Raw genomic sequence first — 17,119 nt, 5'->3', positions numbered from 1 at the left:
ACCCGCCTGGTCAGGGAATGACGGATGCCGCGAGCCGCGGCATCCGTCACCGTTCGTCAGCCGGCGATCGGAGCGCGACGGGGCGACGTGAGCAGGCGCTCGCGATCGGCCTCGGCTCCGGCCGCATCCGTCTTCTCCTCCGTCGACGAGCCGCGCGTCGAACGCGTCGCGGCTCTCTTCGCGCGCGCACGGTCGGGGTCGGCGAAGGCGGACGTGATCCGGTCGAGGATCATCGCGATGATCACGATCGAGATGCCCGCTTCGAACCCGAGGCCGACGTTGATGCGGCCGATGGCGCGGGTGATCTCGCCGCCGAGGCCGCCGGCGCCGACGATCCCGGCGATCACGACCATCGACAGGCTCAGCATGATGATCTGGTTGACGCCGGCCATGATGCTCGGCAGCGCGAGCGGCAGCTGGATCTGGCGGAGGATGCGCCCGGGGGTCGCGCCGAAGGCATGGCCGGCCTCGACCACCTCGCGGTCGACGCCCCGGATGCCGAGCTCGGTGAGGCGCACGCCGGGGGCGAGGGCGAACAGGATGGTGGCGATCATGCCGGGCACGGCGCCGACCCCGAAGAAGATGATGGCGGGGATCAGGTACACGAACGCCGGCATCGTCTGCAGGAAGTCCAGGATCGGCCGCACGACGCGCGACACGTGGTCGTTGCGGGCCGCCCAGATCCCGACGGGGATGCTGATGGCCGTCGCGATGAGCGAGGCGACGAGCACGAGCGCCAGAGTGTCCATCGCGTTGTCCCACTGATCGACGAGCACGATCACCAGGAGGCCGAACGCGGTGCCGAGCGCGAGCCGCCAGCCTCTCACCCAGAACGACAGGGCGGCGAACACGACGATGACCACCCAGAACGGGGGAGTGATCAGCACCCAGTCGAGGGCGCCGTACACCGCGCCGAGCACGGCCGCGACGGCGTCGAAGAGCCAGCCGAACACGTCGCCGAGGAAGTCGACGAACGCCTCGATCCACGCGCCGAGAGGCAGTCTGAGGTTCTCCATCACACGCCCCCTTCCGCCGGTTCGGCGACCGCCACGGCGGCGACCGGAGCCATCGTCGCCGATTCGCCGACGGCGACGAGCGTCTGCGCGAACTCCGCCTCGGGCACCGACACCGGCGCCCCCACGATCGGGATCGGCGTGGTCTGCGGGTCGACGTTGCCGAGAGCGGCCAGCAGCGTGACACGCGGGATCATGCCGAGCAGACGCCAGTCAGCGTCCACGACGGCGATGGGAAGGGGGCTCTCGACGGCTCGCTCGACGACGTCGCTGAGCGGTTCGTCGGTGTTCACGACCGGCAGGGTGCGGTCGACCAGGGACCGCAGGTCGGTCTTGCCCTCCTTGACGGCGCGCACGACGACGCGGTCGGTCACGGTTCCGAGGTAGCGGCGGTTCTCGGTCACGGCGACGGAGCCGACCTGCCGGTCGCGCATCACGCGCAGCGCACCGCGCACGCCCGCGCTGACGGGGGTGGTGGCGAGGGCCGGCGCCATGACCGATCCCGCGGTCAGGACGCGGGCCCGGTCGACGTCCTGCACGAACTGGGCGACGTAGTCGTTCGCGGGATCGGTGAGGATCTCCTCCGGCGTGCCGTTCTGCACGATCCGGCCGTCGCGCATCACGGCGATCCGATCGCCGAGGAACATCGCCTCGTTCAGATCGTGCGTGATGAAGATGATTGTGCGGCCGAGCTCCCGCTGCAGCTCGACGAGCTGCTCCTGCATCTCGCGGCGGATGAGCGGATCCAAGGCCGAGAACGCCTCGTCCATCAGCAGGATGTCGGTGCCCGCGGTCAGTGCGCGGGCGAGGCCGACGCGCTGCCGCATGCCCCCCGACAGCTCGTCGGGCATCGCCTCAGCCCGGTCTGCGAGGCCGACCTTCTCGAGGATCTCCATCGCGCGGCGACGACGCTCGGCGCGCGGTACGCCCTGGATCTCGAGCGCGTACGCGGCGTTGTCGATCACGGTGCGGTGCGGCAGCAGGGCGAAGTGCTGGAACACCATCGAGATCGACGAGCGCCGGATCTCGCGCAGCTCCTTCGGCGAAGCCGTGCCGATGCTGCGCCCCTGCACGGTCACATCCCCGGCGGTGGGCTCGAGAAGTCCGTTGAGCATGCGGATGATGGTCGACTTGCCGGAGCCGGACAGGCCCATGATCACGAAGATCTCACCGCGCTGGACGGTGAAGCCCGCATCGATGACGGCGGCGGTTCCGGCATCCGCCACGTCGGTGCGTGTCTCACCCGCCTTCAGCCGGTCGACGATCGCTTTCGGATTCTTCGCGAACACCTTGAACAGATTGCGCGCCTCGAGGGCGGGTTCGACGGTCACGTTGCTTCACCTCCGCGGCGCGCGGAACGCGCTCGGCATCGGTTACGCCCGGGTGACGGTCACCGGCGCCGAAGCCGCGTCGTCGGGTGACGCGGAGGCGCATCCGGCGACGTACATCGGGTTCGTCGCCCAGACCGCCGACCATACGTCCGGCACACGCGATCCCCCAAGGATCGTCTCGCGCGACGGCCGCGGACTGGTCGTCAGGGCCCGGAAGGGCCTCGCCTACGCTAGCGGCGTTGTCGCCGCGATCAAAACCGAGCACCGGAAGGTGATCCGTTCGTTATGGGCTTGACACGCACGCGACTTCGTTGCATGGTTAGTTAGTCAAGTAAGTAACCGAATAGGCGAGGTGCCGCGTGATCGAAGAAGGAAGAGCGCTGTTCCTCCAGATCGCCGAGAGCATGGAGGACTCGATCGTCGAGGGCTCGCTCGCCGAAGAAGAGCGTGCGCCCTCGACCAACGAGCTCGCCGCGTTCTACCGCATCAACCCCGCGACCGCCGCCAAGGGGGTCGCGATGCTCGCCGACAAAGGCGTGCTGTACAAGCGGCGCGGCATCGGCATGTTCGTCGCGCCGGGCGCCCGCGAGCTGCTGCTGCGCGAGCGGCGGTCCGCCTTCACCGACCGCTTCATCGATCCGCTGCTGGCCGAGGCGCGCAAGCTCGGACTCGGACCCGAAGACCTGGCACTGCTCATCCGCGATCGCGCTGAGGCGCTCACCGCGATCACCACCGAAGGGACCACACGATGACGACCGCGAACCACGTCGTCGAGGTGAGGAACCTCACGAAGCGCTACCGCGAGACGCTCGCGGTGGACGACGTGAGCTTCACCATCGAGAAGGACACCATCTACGGACTGCTGGGCCGCAACGGCGCCGGCAAGACGACGGTCATGTCGATCCTCACCGCCCAGAACTTCGCCACTCGCGGCGACGTGCGCGTGTTCGGCATGGATCCGTACGAGAACGCCCGGGTCCTCTCACGCATGTGCTTCGTGCGCGAGAGCCAGAAGTACCCGGACGACGCGCTCCCGCGCCACGCGTTCGAGACCGCACGGCTGTTCTTCCCGAACTGGAGCCAGGAGCTCGCCGACCGGCTGATCGCCGACTTCCAGCTGCCGATCAAGCAGCGCATCAAGAAGCTCTCGCGCGGACAGCTGTCGGCCGTGGGCGTCATCATCGGGCTCGCATCGCGGGCCGAGATCACGTTCTTCGACGAGCCCTACCTCGGCCTCGACGCCGTCGCCCGGCAGATCTTCTACGACCGGCTGCTCGAGGACTACGCCGAGCACCCGCGCACCGTGATCCTCTCGAGCCACCTCATCGACGAGGTGTCGAACCTCATCGAGCGGGTCCTCGTGATCGATCAGGGCCGCATCATCATGGACGAGTCGACGGATGCCGTCCGCGACCGTGCGGCGAACATCGTGGGCGACACGGCAGCCGTCGAGGCGTTCGTCCAGGGCCGTGAGGTCATCCACCGCGAGAGCCTCGGCCACGTGTCGTCGGTCACCGTCCTCGGCGGGCTGACCGCCGACGACCGCGCACGACTGGCGGCGGCAGGACTCGACGTCGCGCCGGTGTCGCTCCAGCAGCTCATCGTGCGCACCACCCAGCACGCGGCCGAGGCCGGGGGGCAGGCATCCGCTCCCGCCGTCGACGCCGATCTCGACGAAGGAGCACTCCGATGAACCGCACCGTCAGCGTGATCCGCATGCAGCTGGTCAACCGCCAGACCTACATCTGGGTACCGCTCGTGGTGCTCGGCGGAGCCGTCGCCATCACCCTGGCGATCTACGCGATCCTGATCAACGCCGGCGTCGAGGGCCCGATGTACGGGGGCGGCGCGCAGGCCCCACTGTGGTACTTCGGCATCGTGGGCGTCCAGGCGCTCACCCTCACCTTCCCGTTCTCGCAGGCGATGAGCGTGACGCGCCGCGAGTTCTACATCGGGACGCTGCTGACGTCGGTCCTCACCGGAGCGATCCTCGCGCTCATCTTCGTCCTGGGCGGTCTGATCGAAGAGGCCACCGGCGGCTGGGGCATGAACGGCTACTTCTTCTACCTGCCGTGGATCTGGGAGACCGGCCCGCTCGGGGCGGGCGTCTTCTACTTCACCGTCGCGATGCTGTTCTTCATCGCCGGGTTCTGGGCGGCCACGATCTACAAGCGCTTCGGCTCGGTCGCGCTGACGACGGTGCTCGTGGGCATCGCCGCGCTGCTCGTCCTCGGCCTGTTCCTGGTGGGTCAGATGCAGGCGTGGGCGCAGCTGTTCGCCTGGTTCGGCGACCAGGGCGCCCTCGGGCTCGCCCTGTGGGGGCTGCTGCTCGGCGCCGTGCTCGCCGCGATCTCGTACCTGACGCTGCGGCGCGCGGTTCCCTAGTCAGAGCCCGGCTGCGCCGTTGCCGTCGCGCAGCACCTCGTGGTGGCGGATCACCTCGGCGACGACGAAGTTGAACCACTTCTCGGCGAACGCGGGGTCGAGGTCGGCCTGCTCGGCGAGGTTGCGCAGCCGTGCGACCTGCTGCTCCTCGCGGGCCGGGTCGGACGGCGGCATGCCGTGCTCCGCCTTCAGGTGGCCGACCTGCTTGGTGGCCTTGAACCGCTCGGCGAGCAGGTACACCAGGGCGGCGTCGATGTTGTCGATGCTGCTGCGCAGCCGGGTGAGCGTCGTCGTCGGATCCTCGGTCATGGCGTCCTCCTCGCACCACGACGATACCCGAGGCGGAAATCACCCAAATCAGACGATGGGTCTGGGCCTAGAGTGTCACCATGACGCAAGACACCAGTGCCCCCCGCGCCGAACGGCCGCACGACGAGGCCGACGGTCCGCAGGAGGCTGTGACGGATCAGGCCGTGACGGCATCCGCCGTCGAAGCGGACCCGACGGTGTTCACGGGGGAGGCGCCGGCAGGCAAGACGTTCTGGGCGAACCTGAACAATCCGTTCTCGCTCGGCCTGCTGATCACGCTGGGCGGCCTCGCCGCTCTCGCGCTGGGGCTCGCCTTCTGGAACCTCTCGACGATCATCATCTACGTCGTCTTCGCGCTGTTCGCCGCGCTCGGGCTCGACCCGGTGGTGCGGTTCCTCGGCAAGCGCGGCATCTCGCGGCCGTGGGCGATCGTCATCGTGTACGGCGCGTTCGCGCTCGTGTTCGCTCTCGTGCTGCTGCTGGTGGTCCCGACACTGGTCCGGCAAATCGGCCAGTTCTTCAGCGACATCCCCGGCCTCATCTCCGAGTTCCAGGCATCCGGCTTCTACTCGTGGCTCAACTCCACGTTCGGCGACCAGGTCGGCGACATCGTGTCGCAGGTCGAGTCCTTCCTCACGAACCCGGCGAACCTCGCGGCGATCGGCGGCGGTGTGCTGAACTTCGCCATCAGCGTGGGCACGACGATCTCGGGCCTGATCATCGTCCTCGTGCTGAGCCTGTACTTCCTCGCGGGCCTTCCCACGATGAAGACGGCGTTCATCCAGTTCGCCCCGGCGCGCAACCGGCGCAAGGCGACGGCGATGACGAACCAGATCACGGACTCGATCGGCGCCTACCTCATGGGCATGGTGGTGCTGGCGTTCTGCAACTCGATCGTCGCGTTCCTGCTGCACCTGTTCCTGGGCCTGCCGTTCCCCGCGCTCATGGGCGTGCTGGCCTTCCTCATCACGCTGATCCCGCTCATCGGTTCGGTGCTGTACTGGATCACCGCGACGACCCTCGCGCTGTTCACCGGATGGGTTCCCGCGCTGATCTTCGCGATCGTCTACCTCATCTACATGCAGCTCGAGGCGTATGTGCTGACTCCCCGCGTGATGAACAAGGCGATCGCGGTGCCGGGCGCGCTCGTCGTCATCGGCGCGATGGTCGGAGGCACCCTGCTGGGCCTGCTGGGTGCACTCGTCGCGATCCCGGTGACGGCCTCGATCCTGCTCATCATCAAGCAGGTCTTCATCCCCCGCCAAGACGCCAAGCTCTGACGGGAGCCTCACGCGTGTGCACGCCCGGCGTGAACGCGTGAGGCCGGCGGCGGCGCGTCAGCGGACGGGAACGATGCAGGTCGGCGACGGTGCCGCTGTGCGGTGGCGCACACGGCCGGGCACGCCGGTGCGCAGATCGAGCGTCAACGAGACGACCTCGTCGGAGAGCTGACCGGCGACGAGCAGGGTGTCGCGGACGACGAGGTGGTGGCGCGGCCAGTCCGCGCCGGCGTCGGCGAGCGCGACGGGCTCGACCGTCTCTCCGGCGCCGCGGACGCGGAGCGTCGCGATCGTGTTGCTGCCCCGCACACCGGCGTAGACGAACTCCGCGTCGCGCGACAGGGCGAGTTCGGCGGCGGAGTCGGTGGGCAGAGTCCCCGCGCCGAGCGGAGACCCTCCGACGAGCCGCCACGTTCCATCGACCGCCGGGGCGAGCACGAACAGCTCGCACGACAGCTCGGTCACGACGTACAGGTGCCCGCTCGGGTGGTGAACCAGGTGTCGCGGGCCGCTGCCCCGGGGCAGCGCGACCTGCTGCACCGCACGCAGCCCCCGCGCACCGGCCCGCCAGAATCGCACGAGGTCGTGACCGAGGTCGGTCGTCACGATGAGTCCGTCCGGCAGGAACACCGCCTGGTGCGCCCTCGAGCGCCGGGCGGCCCCGGCCGCGGGATCGAGTGGCGAGCGTGCGAGCGCGTCGCGATCCTCCGTCGACACCCCCGGCTCGTCCGGCGCGGCACCGGTCTCGTCGCGATCGTGTTCCGGGACCAGGTGCGCGAACTCCGAGCCCGCCGCCTCGCGCAGAGCGCGGGCCGCCGCAGCCAGATCGATGTCGGGCATGGTGTCCGCGGATGCGTCAGGGCCGTACGGGTCGATGCTCGCCGGCGCGATGACCGGCGCAGACGGCCGGCCCGAAGCATCCAGCGCCATCATCACGACGCGCCCGTCACCCCAGCAGCTCGCCACGAGCGAGCGGCCGTCGGGCGCGACCGCGACGTGGCACACTGCCTCGCCGGCGGGCACCGGATCGCCGAGCGGCACGAACGTCGACTCGCCGGTGCGGCGGAAGGCCTGCACTGCCTGCCGCTGCTCGAGTGCGGCGTACACGACGTCGCCCTTCGACAGGCTCGGCGACCCGGGGTGGGGCGCCAGCCACGACGGCGAGTCTGCGGCGACGACCTCGCCGGTGAAGGCCAGGGCACCGCCGGCCGACGCGTCGTCGGCGGCACCGGCCAGCAGCATCCCGATTCCCGATGCGTTCCCGTCCATGTCGGCGGTGTACCCGCCCAGCAGGAATCTCACGTCAGTCGACGAGATCGTGGCGCACGATCACCGCGTCGCGGGCCGCACCGACGCCGATCACCGAGATGCGGGTGCCGCTCATGGCTTCGAGGGCGAGCACGTAGTCCTGCGCCTCGACGGGCAGGTCCTCGAAGGTGCGCGCCCCCGAGATGTCCTGCTTCCATCCCGGGAAGTACTCGAGGATCGGCTTGGCGTGGTGGAAGTCGGACTGGTTCACGGGCACCTCGTCGAACCGCTCGCCGTCGACGTCGTACGCGACGCAGACGGGGATGCGGTCGAGGCCCGTGAGGATGTCGAGCTTGGTGAGCACCAGATCGGTGATGCCGTTGATGCGCGTCGCATAGCGCGTGATCGGAGCGTCGTACCAGCCGACGCGGCGCGGGCGACCCGTCGTCGTGCCGAACTCGAACCCGCGCGAGCGCAGCCACTCGCCCTGCTCGTCGAAGAGCTCGGTCGGGAACGGCCCGGAGCCCACACGCGTCGTGTAGGCCTTCACGATGCCGACGATGCGGTCCAGGCGGTTCGGTCCGACGCCGGAACCGGTCGACGCGCCGCCCGCCGTCGCCGAAGACGACGTGACGAACGGGTACGTGCCGTGGTCGACGTCGAGCATGGTCGCCTGTCCGCCCTCGAACACGACGACATCGCCGCGATCGAGCGCGTCGTTGAGCAGCAGCGCGGTGTCATCGACCATCGGCCGCAGGCGCTCGGCGTACGACAGCAGGTCGTCGACGATCTCGTCGCACGTGATCGCGCGGCGGTTGAAGACCTTCACGAGCAGGTGGTTCTTCTGGTCGAGGGCGCCCTCGACCTTCTGCCGCAGGATGTTCTCGTCGAAGAGATCCTGCACGCGGATGCCGACGCGGTTGATCTTGTCGGCGTACGCCGGGCCGATGCCGCGGCCCGTGGTGCCGATCTGGCGCTTGCCGAGGAAGCGCTCGGTGACCTTGTCGAGCGTGCGGTGGTAGTGCGTGATGAGGTGCGCGTTGGCGCTGACCTTGAGCCGCGATGTGTCGACGCCGCGCGCGTGCAGCGCCTCGAGCTCGGCGAACAGCACCTCGAGGTCGACCACCACGCCGTTGCCGATGACGGCGTTCACGCCGGGCGACAGGATGCCGGAGGGCAGGAGGTGCAGCGCGTACTTCTCGTCGCCGATCACGACGGTATGACCCGCGTTGTTGCCGCCGTTGAACTTGACGACCCAGTCGGTGCGCTCACCGAGAAGGTCGGTGGCCTTGCCCTTGCCCTCGTCTCCCCATTGGACTCCGACGATCACGATGCCTGGCATGGGCTGCTCCCCCGTTTATTGGACGGTTACACCCCATCCTATCGATGCGCGGGCTGACGGCCCGATATGGTGACCGCATGATGCGTTCCTCGGCATGGATGCGGATCTGGTCGGTTGCTCGCGCCGTCATGTCCGGCGTGATCCTCGCGGCGATCATCGCCCAGCTCACCAAGTCGATCTCCACGGCGATCGAGCTCGGTCGCGATGTCGGCACGACCTTCGCGAACTTCTTCAGCTTCTTCACCATCCTCTCCAACCTCTCTGCGGCGATCGTGCTGCTGTGGGCGGCGGTCTGGTACTGGACGAGGGGTCGCCGGGCGGATGCCGAGCCGACCGCACTCGCGGTCGGCCTGGCGTGCGTCACCACGTACATGATCATCACCGGGGTCGTGTACAACACGCTGCTGCGGAACATCGAGCTGCCTCAGGGGAGCCAGCCGATCCCCTGGTCCAACGAGGTGCTGCACCTCATCGCCCCGCTGTTCCTGCTCGCCGATCTCTTCGTCGGGCCGCTCCGCAGAGCTCTGCCGTGGCGTGCGGTCTGGGCCGTCGTCGCCTTCCCGATGATCTGGGTCGTCTACACGATGATCCGCGGGCCCCTCACCACCAACCCCGCCAGCGGTGACCCGTTCTGGTACCCGTACCCGTTCCTCAATCCGAACGGTGCGGGCGGTTGGCCGTCGGTCATCGTGTACATGATCGGCATCGCCCTCGCCATCGTCGGCGTCGGCGCGCTCGTGGTGTGGTGGGGCCGGCGCGTGGGCCGACGGATGCCGGAGCCCGAGGCATCCGTCGAAGCCGCCGGCTCGTCGGCCGTCGTGCCCTGACGCCGGCCACGCCACCGCCTCAGAACCGGCCCGGGACGACCTCGGGCGCGCCGTCTGCAGTACGGCGCGCCCGAGGTGACCCACAGTTTGCGGGGAGAACCCGTGGCCCCAGCCCAGGGGTCCCCCAGCGGGCATCGGTATCGGCCCCCAGTGCCGACGCCCTGCCTGGGATCAGGCTAGCGTGTCCCCCTTAAGGGGGACACACCCGCGTTCGTTTCTCCGAGCGAACTTTCAGGATTCTCCGCTCAGCCCAGTCGCCGGCGCCTCGCCCCGACCACCGCGAGCACGCCGCCGAGCAGCAGAGTCGCCGCCGCCATCGCCCCCGCCGCCAGCATGCCGTCGGTGCCGGTGGCCGGCAACGGTGCGTCGAACCGGTTGTCGACGGTCACGGATGCCGCGGTCCCGGCCCCGACCACGACCAGCGCCCGGCCCGCATCCGCCGGGTCCGCCGGCGTGTACGCGACCGCAGCGGCGCCACCGGTGCCGGTCTCGGTGATCGTGCACTCCGCGCCGACGGGCAGGTCGTCGTAGACGACGGGCGCGGCGGTGGTGAGCGTGCGCTCCGCGCCGCCGGGCACCGCGATCGCCGCGTCGTCCCACACGCAGGAGGCGGTCACCTGGAACGAGTCGTCACGGTGGGCCGCGGCATCCGTCCCCGACACGGTCTTGACGATCTCGATCGAGCCGACGTCGAACGTGTTGGTGACCGTGAGCGCGGTCTCGCCGTCGACGATCTCGACCATCTCGACGGGAGCGCCCTCGGCGTCGGTGATGGTCGTCGCCTGCGCGCCGCCGGTGTCGGTCTCGGTGAGCGTGCACTCGAGGCCGATGAGCAGCGGGGAGTAGGTCGTCGTGTAGTCGTTCGACGAGTCGAGGAGCCGCGCCGCGCCGCCGGGGATCGCCACCGAGGCGCCCGAATGGTCGACGCAGTCGAGTGTCACCTCGAAGGGTCCCGCGCCCCACAGCTCGGCACCCTCTCCGTCGACGACCTTCGTCACCACGAGGCTCCCGGCGTCGAACGTGTTGACGGCCACGATCTCGACGGTCTGGTCCGATCCGATGGTGAAGGTCGACGGCGTGATCTCGACCGACGTCGCGCCTCCGTCGTCGCTCTCCCTCACCGAGCACGTGGCCCCGGCGGCGACGTTCGCGACCTCGGTCCGGTAGCCGTTGCCGTCATCGAGCTCGAGGAATCCCGCCCACACGATGCGATCACCGCTTCCGGTGTCGAGCGTGCACACGACGGCGAACTCGAAGGGACCGGCGCCGAAGTCGTCCGCCGCCTCGCCCTCGCGCTCCTTGACGAGATCGAACGACCCGGCGCCGAACGCGTTGACGGCCACGACCTCCACCGCCGTCCCCTCCGCGATCACCACGTCGACGGAGGTGCCGTCGACGGGCTCCTGGGCATCGCCTCCGACCGTCACGTGCATCGTCGTGGCTTCGGCGTCGAGATCGTCGGTCTCGGTGACCGTGCAGGACGCCCCGACGGGCAGGCCGCCGAGGGCCCACGACTGCTCGGGCGTGAGCTCCGCGACCATCGGCTCGTCCGGCCCGTACCCCACGGCGTACGCGGGCTGGCCGTTGAACTCGCACTCCACCTCGAACGCGAACGGACCGTACGGGACGGGGTCGCCGGAGCTGTCGACGGCGTCCGTCTCGACCGCCTTGCGGACGCGGAGGTCGGCGACGTCGTAGACGTTCTCGACCGTGACGAGACCGATCTCCTCGGTCTCGAGGCCCACGGTCGCCGTCCCGATGATGGTCTCGGTCTGGCCCCACTGGCCCTCGGTCGCCGTGCATTCGGCGCCGAGCGGCAGCCCCGAGACCTCCACGGGGTCTTCGCCGGGGACGAGCACGACCTCGGGGAGCCCCTGGACCGGATCGCCGTCGATCGTGCACGTCAGCTGCACCGGGAACGACTCCGGTGCGAACTCCGAGGCCGGGCCGGTCACCTCCTTCTCGAGGGCGATGCTCCCGGTCGGGTAGGCGACTCCGACCCTGCGGCCCTCTGTGGCCGGCACCGCCACGGTCGTCGCACCGTTGAGCGCCGCCCCGCCGGTCGCGACGGTGTTGTAGGCGGTCGGCTGGTCGTCGGCGACGAGAGCGCCGGGCGTCGTCCGCGTCTGGAACTGCAGCGTGAGCGAGTCGCCGGGCTCGAACTTCTCCTCGCCGGGGAAGTCCACCTGCACCTTCACGCTGCGCACGATCGTGGGGTCGACGCTGTCGTCCAGCGGGAGCCATGCTCCCGGCGCACAGGGGGTGCCCACCGGGTTGAGGTCGGCGGTGCACGGCGTCGACGAGGTCGAATAGAAGAGCGTGATCTGAGCGTTCGCCGGCGTCGTCGGGTCGACGACGAGAGCCGCCCCGCCCGCGTAGGTCGGCTGCCATTGGCTCCCGCGAGGAAGGACGACGATGAGGCCCTGATCGCCCGGGGTCGGGAGGTTGTCGATCGAGACGAGCTGCGAGATCGGCAGCGTCCCGGCGTTGGTGACGCGCACCCGCCACGTCTCGGTGTCACCGGGAAGAGTCAGCGGCACGCACGGGAAGCGATAGAACCCTTCGGCGTCAGCGGTTCCGGCGCAGTCGAAGTTCGTGTCGTCGCTGCGCACATCCGGGATGCCGGGGAGCCCGGGCGGGTTGTCGGCTCGCACGTACTTCACCGTCGACAGCGCCGGCACGGCGAGCGGGCGCACCGTCGCGGTGTCGGAGCAGAGCCCGGTCACCGGGTCATAGCTCGGGACGCACTCGTCCAGCGGCTCGGCGATGTCGATCGACGCCTCGTTCGTGACCGTGTCGTTGGGCGTGAGGCCGGGTCGCAGCATCATCCGCAGGGTGATCGTGTAGGTCTGCCCGGGTTCGAGCACCGCGCCGGCCGGCATCGTGAACACGATGCTCGTGCCGAGGTCCTGCACGTCGACGAGGTCCGGATCGACGGGCAGAGGATCGCCGTTCGGCGGGGTCGGCGCCGGCCCTGTCAGCGCGAACGACCACGGCGGCACGCTCGGATCGCGATCCGGGTCGAAGATCAACTGCGGCCGGCCGTTCGCGTCCAGCGGCAGTTGGTCGGTGAACACGACCTCGGTGAGCGCACGCTCACCGGTGTTGGTGTACGCCAGCGTGAAGGGGATCTCGGTGCCGGGGCGCACATCGCCGGTCGGCGACTTCAGCACGTTGACCGATGCCTGCAGGTGCAGGTTGCGGTATTCCGCCTCGGCGGTCTGCTCATCGGTCAGCCTCACGCCGGGGGCGATCTCGGCCGAGGCACCCTCGACCGTCATCGTGTCGAAGAAGATGCCGGCCTCTTCTTCTCCGGGCGCCGGGACCTGGTCGCTGCGCGTCGTCGGCGTCGGCTCACCGGTCCGCAGATCGACGCGACGCTCGACGAGGAACGGCACGTTCACCACGGGGTTGATCGGGTTCAGCCAGCCGAGCTCGGCCGCCGACCAGAACTGGAAGCTCAGGCCGTGCAGGGTGTCGGGGGCCGCCGCGAGGAACGCCTTCGCCGCGTCGATGGAGAGGTCTCCGAGGCGCGGCATGCACGTCCACGTCCCGCCGACGACCCCGGCCGTCACGGTCAGGTCGGTGAAGGTGCCTCCGTCGAGGTAGCAGACCTGGACCTTCGCGACCGGCGCCGGCAGCTCCCACGCGGGATCGGGCCCGACGAAGTCCATGGCGTTCCAGAACGTCGGGTCGTCGTCGGTCATGATCATCGTCTGAGCGCGCGCGGATCCGCCGGGCTGTCCGGTGAGCGTCACGGTCACCGGCGAGAAGTCGTCCTCCTTCTGCTGTGCGGGCGAGATGGTCTTGCCCGCCGTGACCGAGAAGCTGGGCTCCTCGATCGCGATCGTCGCCGCGGCGGTGTCGCACGCCCAGCGAGCGCCGAGAGGCGGCGGGCACGACAGGAACGGGTCGACGTCGGCGACGACGCCCTGCGCCACGTTGGCGATCGGCGAGTCCGCGGGCGAGACGCGCTCGGTCGTGCCGCGCCAGTAGGGCCGCAGCCGCAGGTCGAACTCGACGACGCCGGCGGCGTTCGCGGCGATGCGACCGGTGAAGGTCACCTCGACACCCGATACGTCGCAGGGCATCGTGGCGGGCGTGAGGGCGAGCGCCTCGTCCCTGGACAGCTCGACCGCGGAGCCGTCGGGACACGACAGGGTGACGACCGTGGCGGTGGCTCCGGACGGGACCACGATGCGGGAGAAGTTGTTGAGGGTGAACGCCTGGAAGGGATCCTCGCGGCGATGGGTCACCGAACCCGGTGCGGTGTCGGTGATCTGCAGCATGTCCACCTTGGCGGGCGTCGTGTTGCGGGTCGTCACGGTGATGCGGCTCAGCGGGAACTGGCCGGTCGCGACATCGGGGTCGGTGGGCGCCGCGAGGGGTCCGCCGCTCCAGTTCTTGTCGGTGGTCGTGGTGAGCGGCACGTCGATGATGATGACGTCGTCCTGGTCGTCGGTCGTCAGCGGCGCGCTCCCGTCGGCGGGGAACCCCGTCGCGTTGGCGATGTTGCGCACCGTCCCGTCGATCGTGAGGTTGTAGAGCTCGTCGCCGAGCACCGGGGTGCCGTCGCTGCGCCGGGTGTCTCGCACCTGCCAGATCAGGGTGATCGGGCGGTCGTTGGCGAACGACCGGGCCACGCCGGAACCGACGGGCGGGGCCGTCACCGGCACGTCGTCTCCGATGCGGCCGTCCTCGTACTCGACGAAGGCGATCCGGACGGCGAGGGTCGTGGCGCGCTCGGCCGTCGTCAGGTCCATGCCGGGGAACTGGCCGTCGCACGTCGGGGCGCACGGGTTGTTCGTCGCGACGACCCACTCCGTGCCGTTGTAGAGCTCGATCGGCAGCACCGAGTCGTAGGCGATGAGCGGATCGGTCGCGGTCGTGATGGGCTCGACCCGCACGAGGTCGAAGGCGTTGTAGATCGAGGCCGTGATCGCGGTGTCCTCGGGGGCCGCGACATCCGTCACCTCGACGCGCTCGAGGTTCGAGAAGCCGCCCGTCGACCACGACAGCGTGGACGGGATGGTGTCTCCCGACCGTGCGATGACGGACTTCACACCGCCGGAGCTCGACGTGCCGAACGCCTTGTCGATGAGGTCGGCACTGCCCGGATCCACCGGGATCAGCTCCACCTGCGGACAGTCGGGCGGGGTGAGCACCGCCTGCCCCGGAGACACCGTCGGGTTGGCGCTCGAGGCATCCGTCTGCGCGCAGTTCTCGACGAACGTGCTGGTGTCGTCGCTGTACGGCGGGCCGGGGACGTACCGGCCGTCGGGACGCAGCGACGACGTGAAGCTCGGCGAGAAGTCGGTGCCGGGCGCGAAGCCGCCGTCGTCGCCGGTGTAGTCGTAGACGAAGCGCACGCCGCCGGCGACGTCGCTGATGTCGGCCGGCACCTGCTGGGAGTAGATCTGCGGCCCGGCGATGGGCCCGGCGAGCGTCTCCCACGTGCCTGTCGTGGTGTCGTAGTACTCGATCGTCAGGGTCGAGTCCGCCGGAACCGGCGTCTGCGCGATGGCGGTCAGATCGAACGCGTTCCACCACGTGTCGCCCTCGATCGGGTCCTCGGGGTCCTGGATCACGACCTGCTGCGCACGGCCGGTGGTGCCGGTGGGCGTCTCGGGCGGGCTGGGCCGCTCGGTGAGTCCGCCGGCGAGCGTCACCGTGACGACCTCACCCGGAACGGCGAGGATCTCGCCCGGACGGATCTGCTTCGAGATGTACGGCTCGATCACCTCGTCGTAGACGTAGAGGTCGGCGGACGCGGTGTCGCTGCCGGTCACTCCCGCGTTCTCGCCGTCGACGCCGACCACGTTGGTCGTCATGAGCGGCAACCCGTCCAGGTCGGGATCGGTCTGCACGGCGAACGGCGCGGACGTCTCGGCGCCGGGCACGATGGCGCCCGTGAACACCAGCTGGAACGACGTCACCTCGGCGGGGTCGATCCCCTCCGGCAGAGCCGGCACCGTCCCGTCGGCGAACGCCACGGTCTCGGTGGATCCGTCCGCGAGCGTGTAGACGACCTCGCCCGAGGCCGCGCCGGCCGGCCAGTCGACCGGACCGGTGAAGCCGCCGAACGTGTAGACGTCGGGGAACGACCCGGTGGCCGGCTCGGTGATCGTCATCGTCTCGATCGGGATCGTCGACGCGTTGCGCCCCTCGATGGTCACGGTGCTCGGCTCGCCGGCGATCACGAGGAACGGATCGAACGACTTTCCGGCGACGACCGACACCTCGTTCTGCCGCAGCGTGAAGAGCGCATCGGCCTCACCCGTCGCGGTCTCGTCGCCGAGGGCGACGGTCGACAGCACGTCGTTGGCGACCTGTGTCCCGTCGGGGGCGGATGCCGCGGCATCCGTCACCGTCAGGTTCAGCGTGACGGCCCCGGTGGCACCCGCGGGGATCGCGCCGTGGAAGGTGACGCGCGTTCCCTTCACCTCGTCGGGCGTCACACCGGCGGGGAGGGCGCCGCCGGGCGCCTCGACCCAGGCGCCGTCGACATAGACCTCATAGGTCGTCAGGGCCGGATCGGCACCCGTCGGCGGCGAGACCGCCCCGAAACCGTCGAACGCGAGCGCATCGAACGGGTTCGGGGCCGCGTCGGGATCGACCGGATCCTGGACCGCGAGCGAGTCGACGGTCGCGTTGGAGGTGTTGGTCGCGCCCAGGTCCGCACCGACCGGGGTTCCCGCAGTGGCGACCGCCTCGGACGGGTCGAACGACTTCGACGCCGTCGTCGCGAGCTCCAGCGGGACGACGGGGGTCACTTCGGCTTCGGCGGTGTCGTCGGCGAAGTTGACGCCCTCGATCGCCGCCTCGTTGACCACGCCGATGCCGCTGACGTCGTACGACGCGTCGGCGGGGAGCTGCGCGGTGATCTCGACGATCCCCGTCGTCGCATCGAGGAGACCGACGGTGCCGTCGCCGAGCGGACTGGTCCACGTCACCGTGACGCTGTTGCCGTCGATGACGGGCGCGGCGGCGGTGTTCGCGCCGGCGCCGACGACGGCGTCGACGACCACGAAAGGCGCCGGCACGACGTCGCTCAGGACCGCGCCGCGACAGCCGAGGTCGGTGATCGCCGAGCAGCCGACGGTGAGCGTGTAGGTGAACGTCTCGCCCGGGGCGATCTCGGTGACGGACGCGGTCTTGTCGAGCGTCGCGACGGCGGTGATGTCGCCGGGCGCAGGATCGGGGAGCACAGGCGCGGCGGCCGCGCCCGGGGTGGTCAGAGTCGTCACGGCGATCGCGAGAGCGGCGATCACCGCGGCCGTCTTGAAGCTCGCCTTAGAGAACACTCTTCCCCCGATCGACGTGGGCGGCCGCGCCGACCGCCACCTGCGAAACCTGAACGACGACCGAAAGACGCACCTCGCGC

At 69.8% G+C, this 17,119-nt stretch carries 12 protein-coding genes; 6 read left to right on the top strand and 6 right to left on the bottom strand.

The window, feature by feature from the left end; genetic code table 11:
• Positions 1-56: 56 nt before the first annotated feature.
• Both IM778_RS00390 and IM778_RS00385 read right to left on the bottom strand, forming a co-directional pair.
• Positions 57-1,016, bottom strand: coding sequence for an ABC transporter permease (locus tag IM778_RS00390; RefSeq protein WP_194410144.1), 960 nt, complete (start codon positions 1,014-1,016; stop codon positions 57-59).
• Complete coding sequence (locus IM778_RS00385) at positions 1,016-2,344, bottom strand: quaternary amine ABC transporter ATP-binding protein (RefSeq protein ID WP_194410143.1); 1,329 nt, start codon at positions 2,342-2,344, stop codon at positions 1,016-1,018. Before IM778_RS00385 ends, IM778_RS00390 begins: the two co-directional genes overlap by 1 nt.
• Before the next feature lie 52 nt (positions 2,345-2,396).
• Here IM778_RS00385 and IM778_RS00380 point away from each other — a divergent pair, with 52 nt between their 5' ends.
• The 4 genes from IM778_RS00380 (at position 2,397) to IM778_RS00365 (ending at position 4,729) form a co-directional block, all read left to right on the top strand.
• The gene (locus IM778_RS00380; RefSeq protein ID WP_194410142.1) at positions 2,397-2,639 is read left to right on the top strand and encodes a hypothetical protein; all 243 of its coding nucleotides are present in this window, start codon (positions 2,397-2,399) and stop codon (positions 2,637-2,639) included.
• Positions 2,640-2,703: 64 nt separating this feature from the next.
• Complete coding sequence (locus IM778_RS00375) at positions 2,704-3,096, top strand: GntR family transcriptional regulator (protein WP_194410141.1); 393 nt, start codon at positions 2,704-2,706, stop codon at positions 3,094-3,096.
• On the top strand, positions 3,093-4,037 hold the full coding sequence (locus tag IM778_RS00370) for an ABC transporter ATP-binding protein (protein WP_194410140.1): 945 nt from the start codon (positions 3,093-3,095) through the stop codon (positions 4,035-4,037). The genes IM778_RS00375 and IM778_RS00370 overlap by 4 nt, the downstream gene beginning before the upstream one ends.
• Positions 4,034-4,729 (top strand): hypothetical protein, encoded by a 696-nt coding sequence (locus tag IM778_RS00365; RefSeq protein WP_194410139.1) that lies wholly within the window; start codon positions 4,034-4,036, stop codon positions 4,727-4,729. The genes IM778_RS00370 and IM778_RS00365 overlap by 4 nt, the downstream gene beginning before the upstream one ends.
• Here IM778_RS00365 and IM778_RS00360 read toward each other — a convergent pair whose 3' ends face one another.
• A complete protein-coding gene (locus IM778_RS00360; protein ID WP_194410138.1) occupies positions 4,730-5,038 on the bottom strand; it encodes a chorismate mutase in 309 nt (102 codons plus the stop codon).
• A gap of 80 nt (positions 5,039-5,118) precedes the next feature.
• On the opposite strand from IM778_RS00360, the gene IM778_RS00355 reads away from it, so the two are divergent.
• Positions 5,119-6,318 (top strand): AI-2E family transporter, encoded by a 1,200-nt coding sequence (locus IM778_RS00355; RefSeq protein WP_194410137.1) that lies wholly within the window; start codon positions 5,119-5,121, stop codon positions 6,316-6,318.
• A gap of 57 nt (positions 6,319-6,375) precedes the next feature.
• Here IM778_RS00355 and IM778_RS00350 read toward each other — a convergent pair whose 3' ends face one another.
• Together IM778_RS00350 and IM778_RS00345 are read right to left on the bottom strand one after the other, a co-directional pair.
• A complete protein-coding gene (locus tag IM778_RS00350) occupies positions 6,376-7,620 on the bottom strand; it encodes a lactonase family protein (protein WP_194410136.1) in 1,245 nt (414 codons plus the stop codon).
• Position 7,621: 1 nt separating this feature from the next.
• Positions 7,622-8,908 (bottom strand): adenylosuccinate synthase, encoded by a 1,287-nt coding sequence (locus IM778_RS00345; protein WP_194410135.1) that lies wholly within the window; start codon positions 8,906-8,908, stop codon positions 7,622-7,624.
• Positions 8,909-8,985: 77 nt separating this feature from the next.
• Between IM778_RS00345 and IM778_RS00340 the strand changes: the two genes are divergently transcribed.
• Entirely contained in the window at positions 8,986-9,735 is a 750-nt protein-coding gene (locus tag IM778_RS00340) for a Pr6Pr family membrane protein (protein WP_228484658.1), read from the top strand.
• Positions 9,736-9,980: 245 nt separating this feature from the next.
• Here IM778_RS00340 and IM778_RS00335 read toward each other — a convergent pair whose 3' ends face one another.
• Positions 9,981-17,039, bottom strand: a complete 7,059-nt coding sequence (locus IM778_RS00335) for a DUF5979 domain-containing protein (protein ID WP_194410134.1) — start codon at positions 17,037-17,039, stop codon at positions 9,981-9,983.
• Positions 17,040-17,119 lie beyond the last annotated feature (80 nt).

This window comes from Microbacterium cremeum (genome assembly GCF_015277855.1).
In the GTDB taxonomy this organism is placed as follows: domain Bacteria; phylum Actinomycetota; class Actinomycetes; order Actinomycetales; family Microbacteriaceae; genus Microbacterium; species Microbacterium cremeum.
This window is presented reverse-complemented; position numbering and strand designations above follow the sequence as displayed.

Excerpts from the sequence above, each read along its gene's own strand:
- IM778_RS00390 (WP_194410144.1), bottom strand. The coding sequence starts at position 1,016 with ATGGAGAACCTCAGACTGCCTCTCGGCGCGTGGATCGAGGCGTTCGTC.
- IM778_RS00370 (WP_194410140.1), top strand. The coding sequence starts at position 3,093 with ATGACGACCGCGAACCACGTCGTCGAGGTGAGGAACCTCACGAAGCGC.
- IM778_RS00365 (WP_194410139.1), top strand. The coding sequence starts at position 4,034 with ATGAACCGCACCGTCAGCGTGATCCGCATGCAGCTGGTCAACCGCCAG.
- IM778_RS00360 (WP_194410138.1), bottom strand. The coding sequence starts at position 5,038 with ATGACCGAGGATCCGACGACGACGCTCACCCGGCTGCGCAGCAGCATC.
- IM778_RS00355 (WP_194410137.1), top strand. The coding sequence starts at position 5,119 with ATGACGCAAGACACCAGTGCCCCCCGCGCCGAACGGCCGCACGACGAG.
- IM778_RS00345 (WP_194410135.1), bottom strand. The coding sequence starts at position 8,908 with ATGCCAGGCATCGTGATCGTCGGAGTCCAATGGGGAGACGAGGGCAAG.
- IM778_RS00340 (WP_228484658.1), top strand. The coding sequence starts at position 8,986 with ATGATGCGTTCCTCGGCATGGATGCGGATCTGGTCGGTTGCTCGCGCC.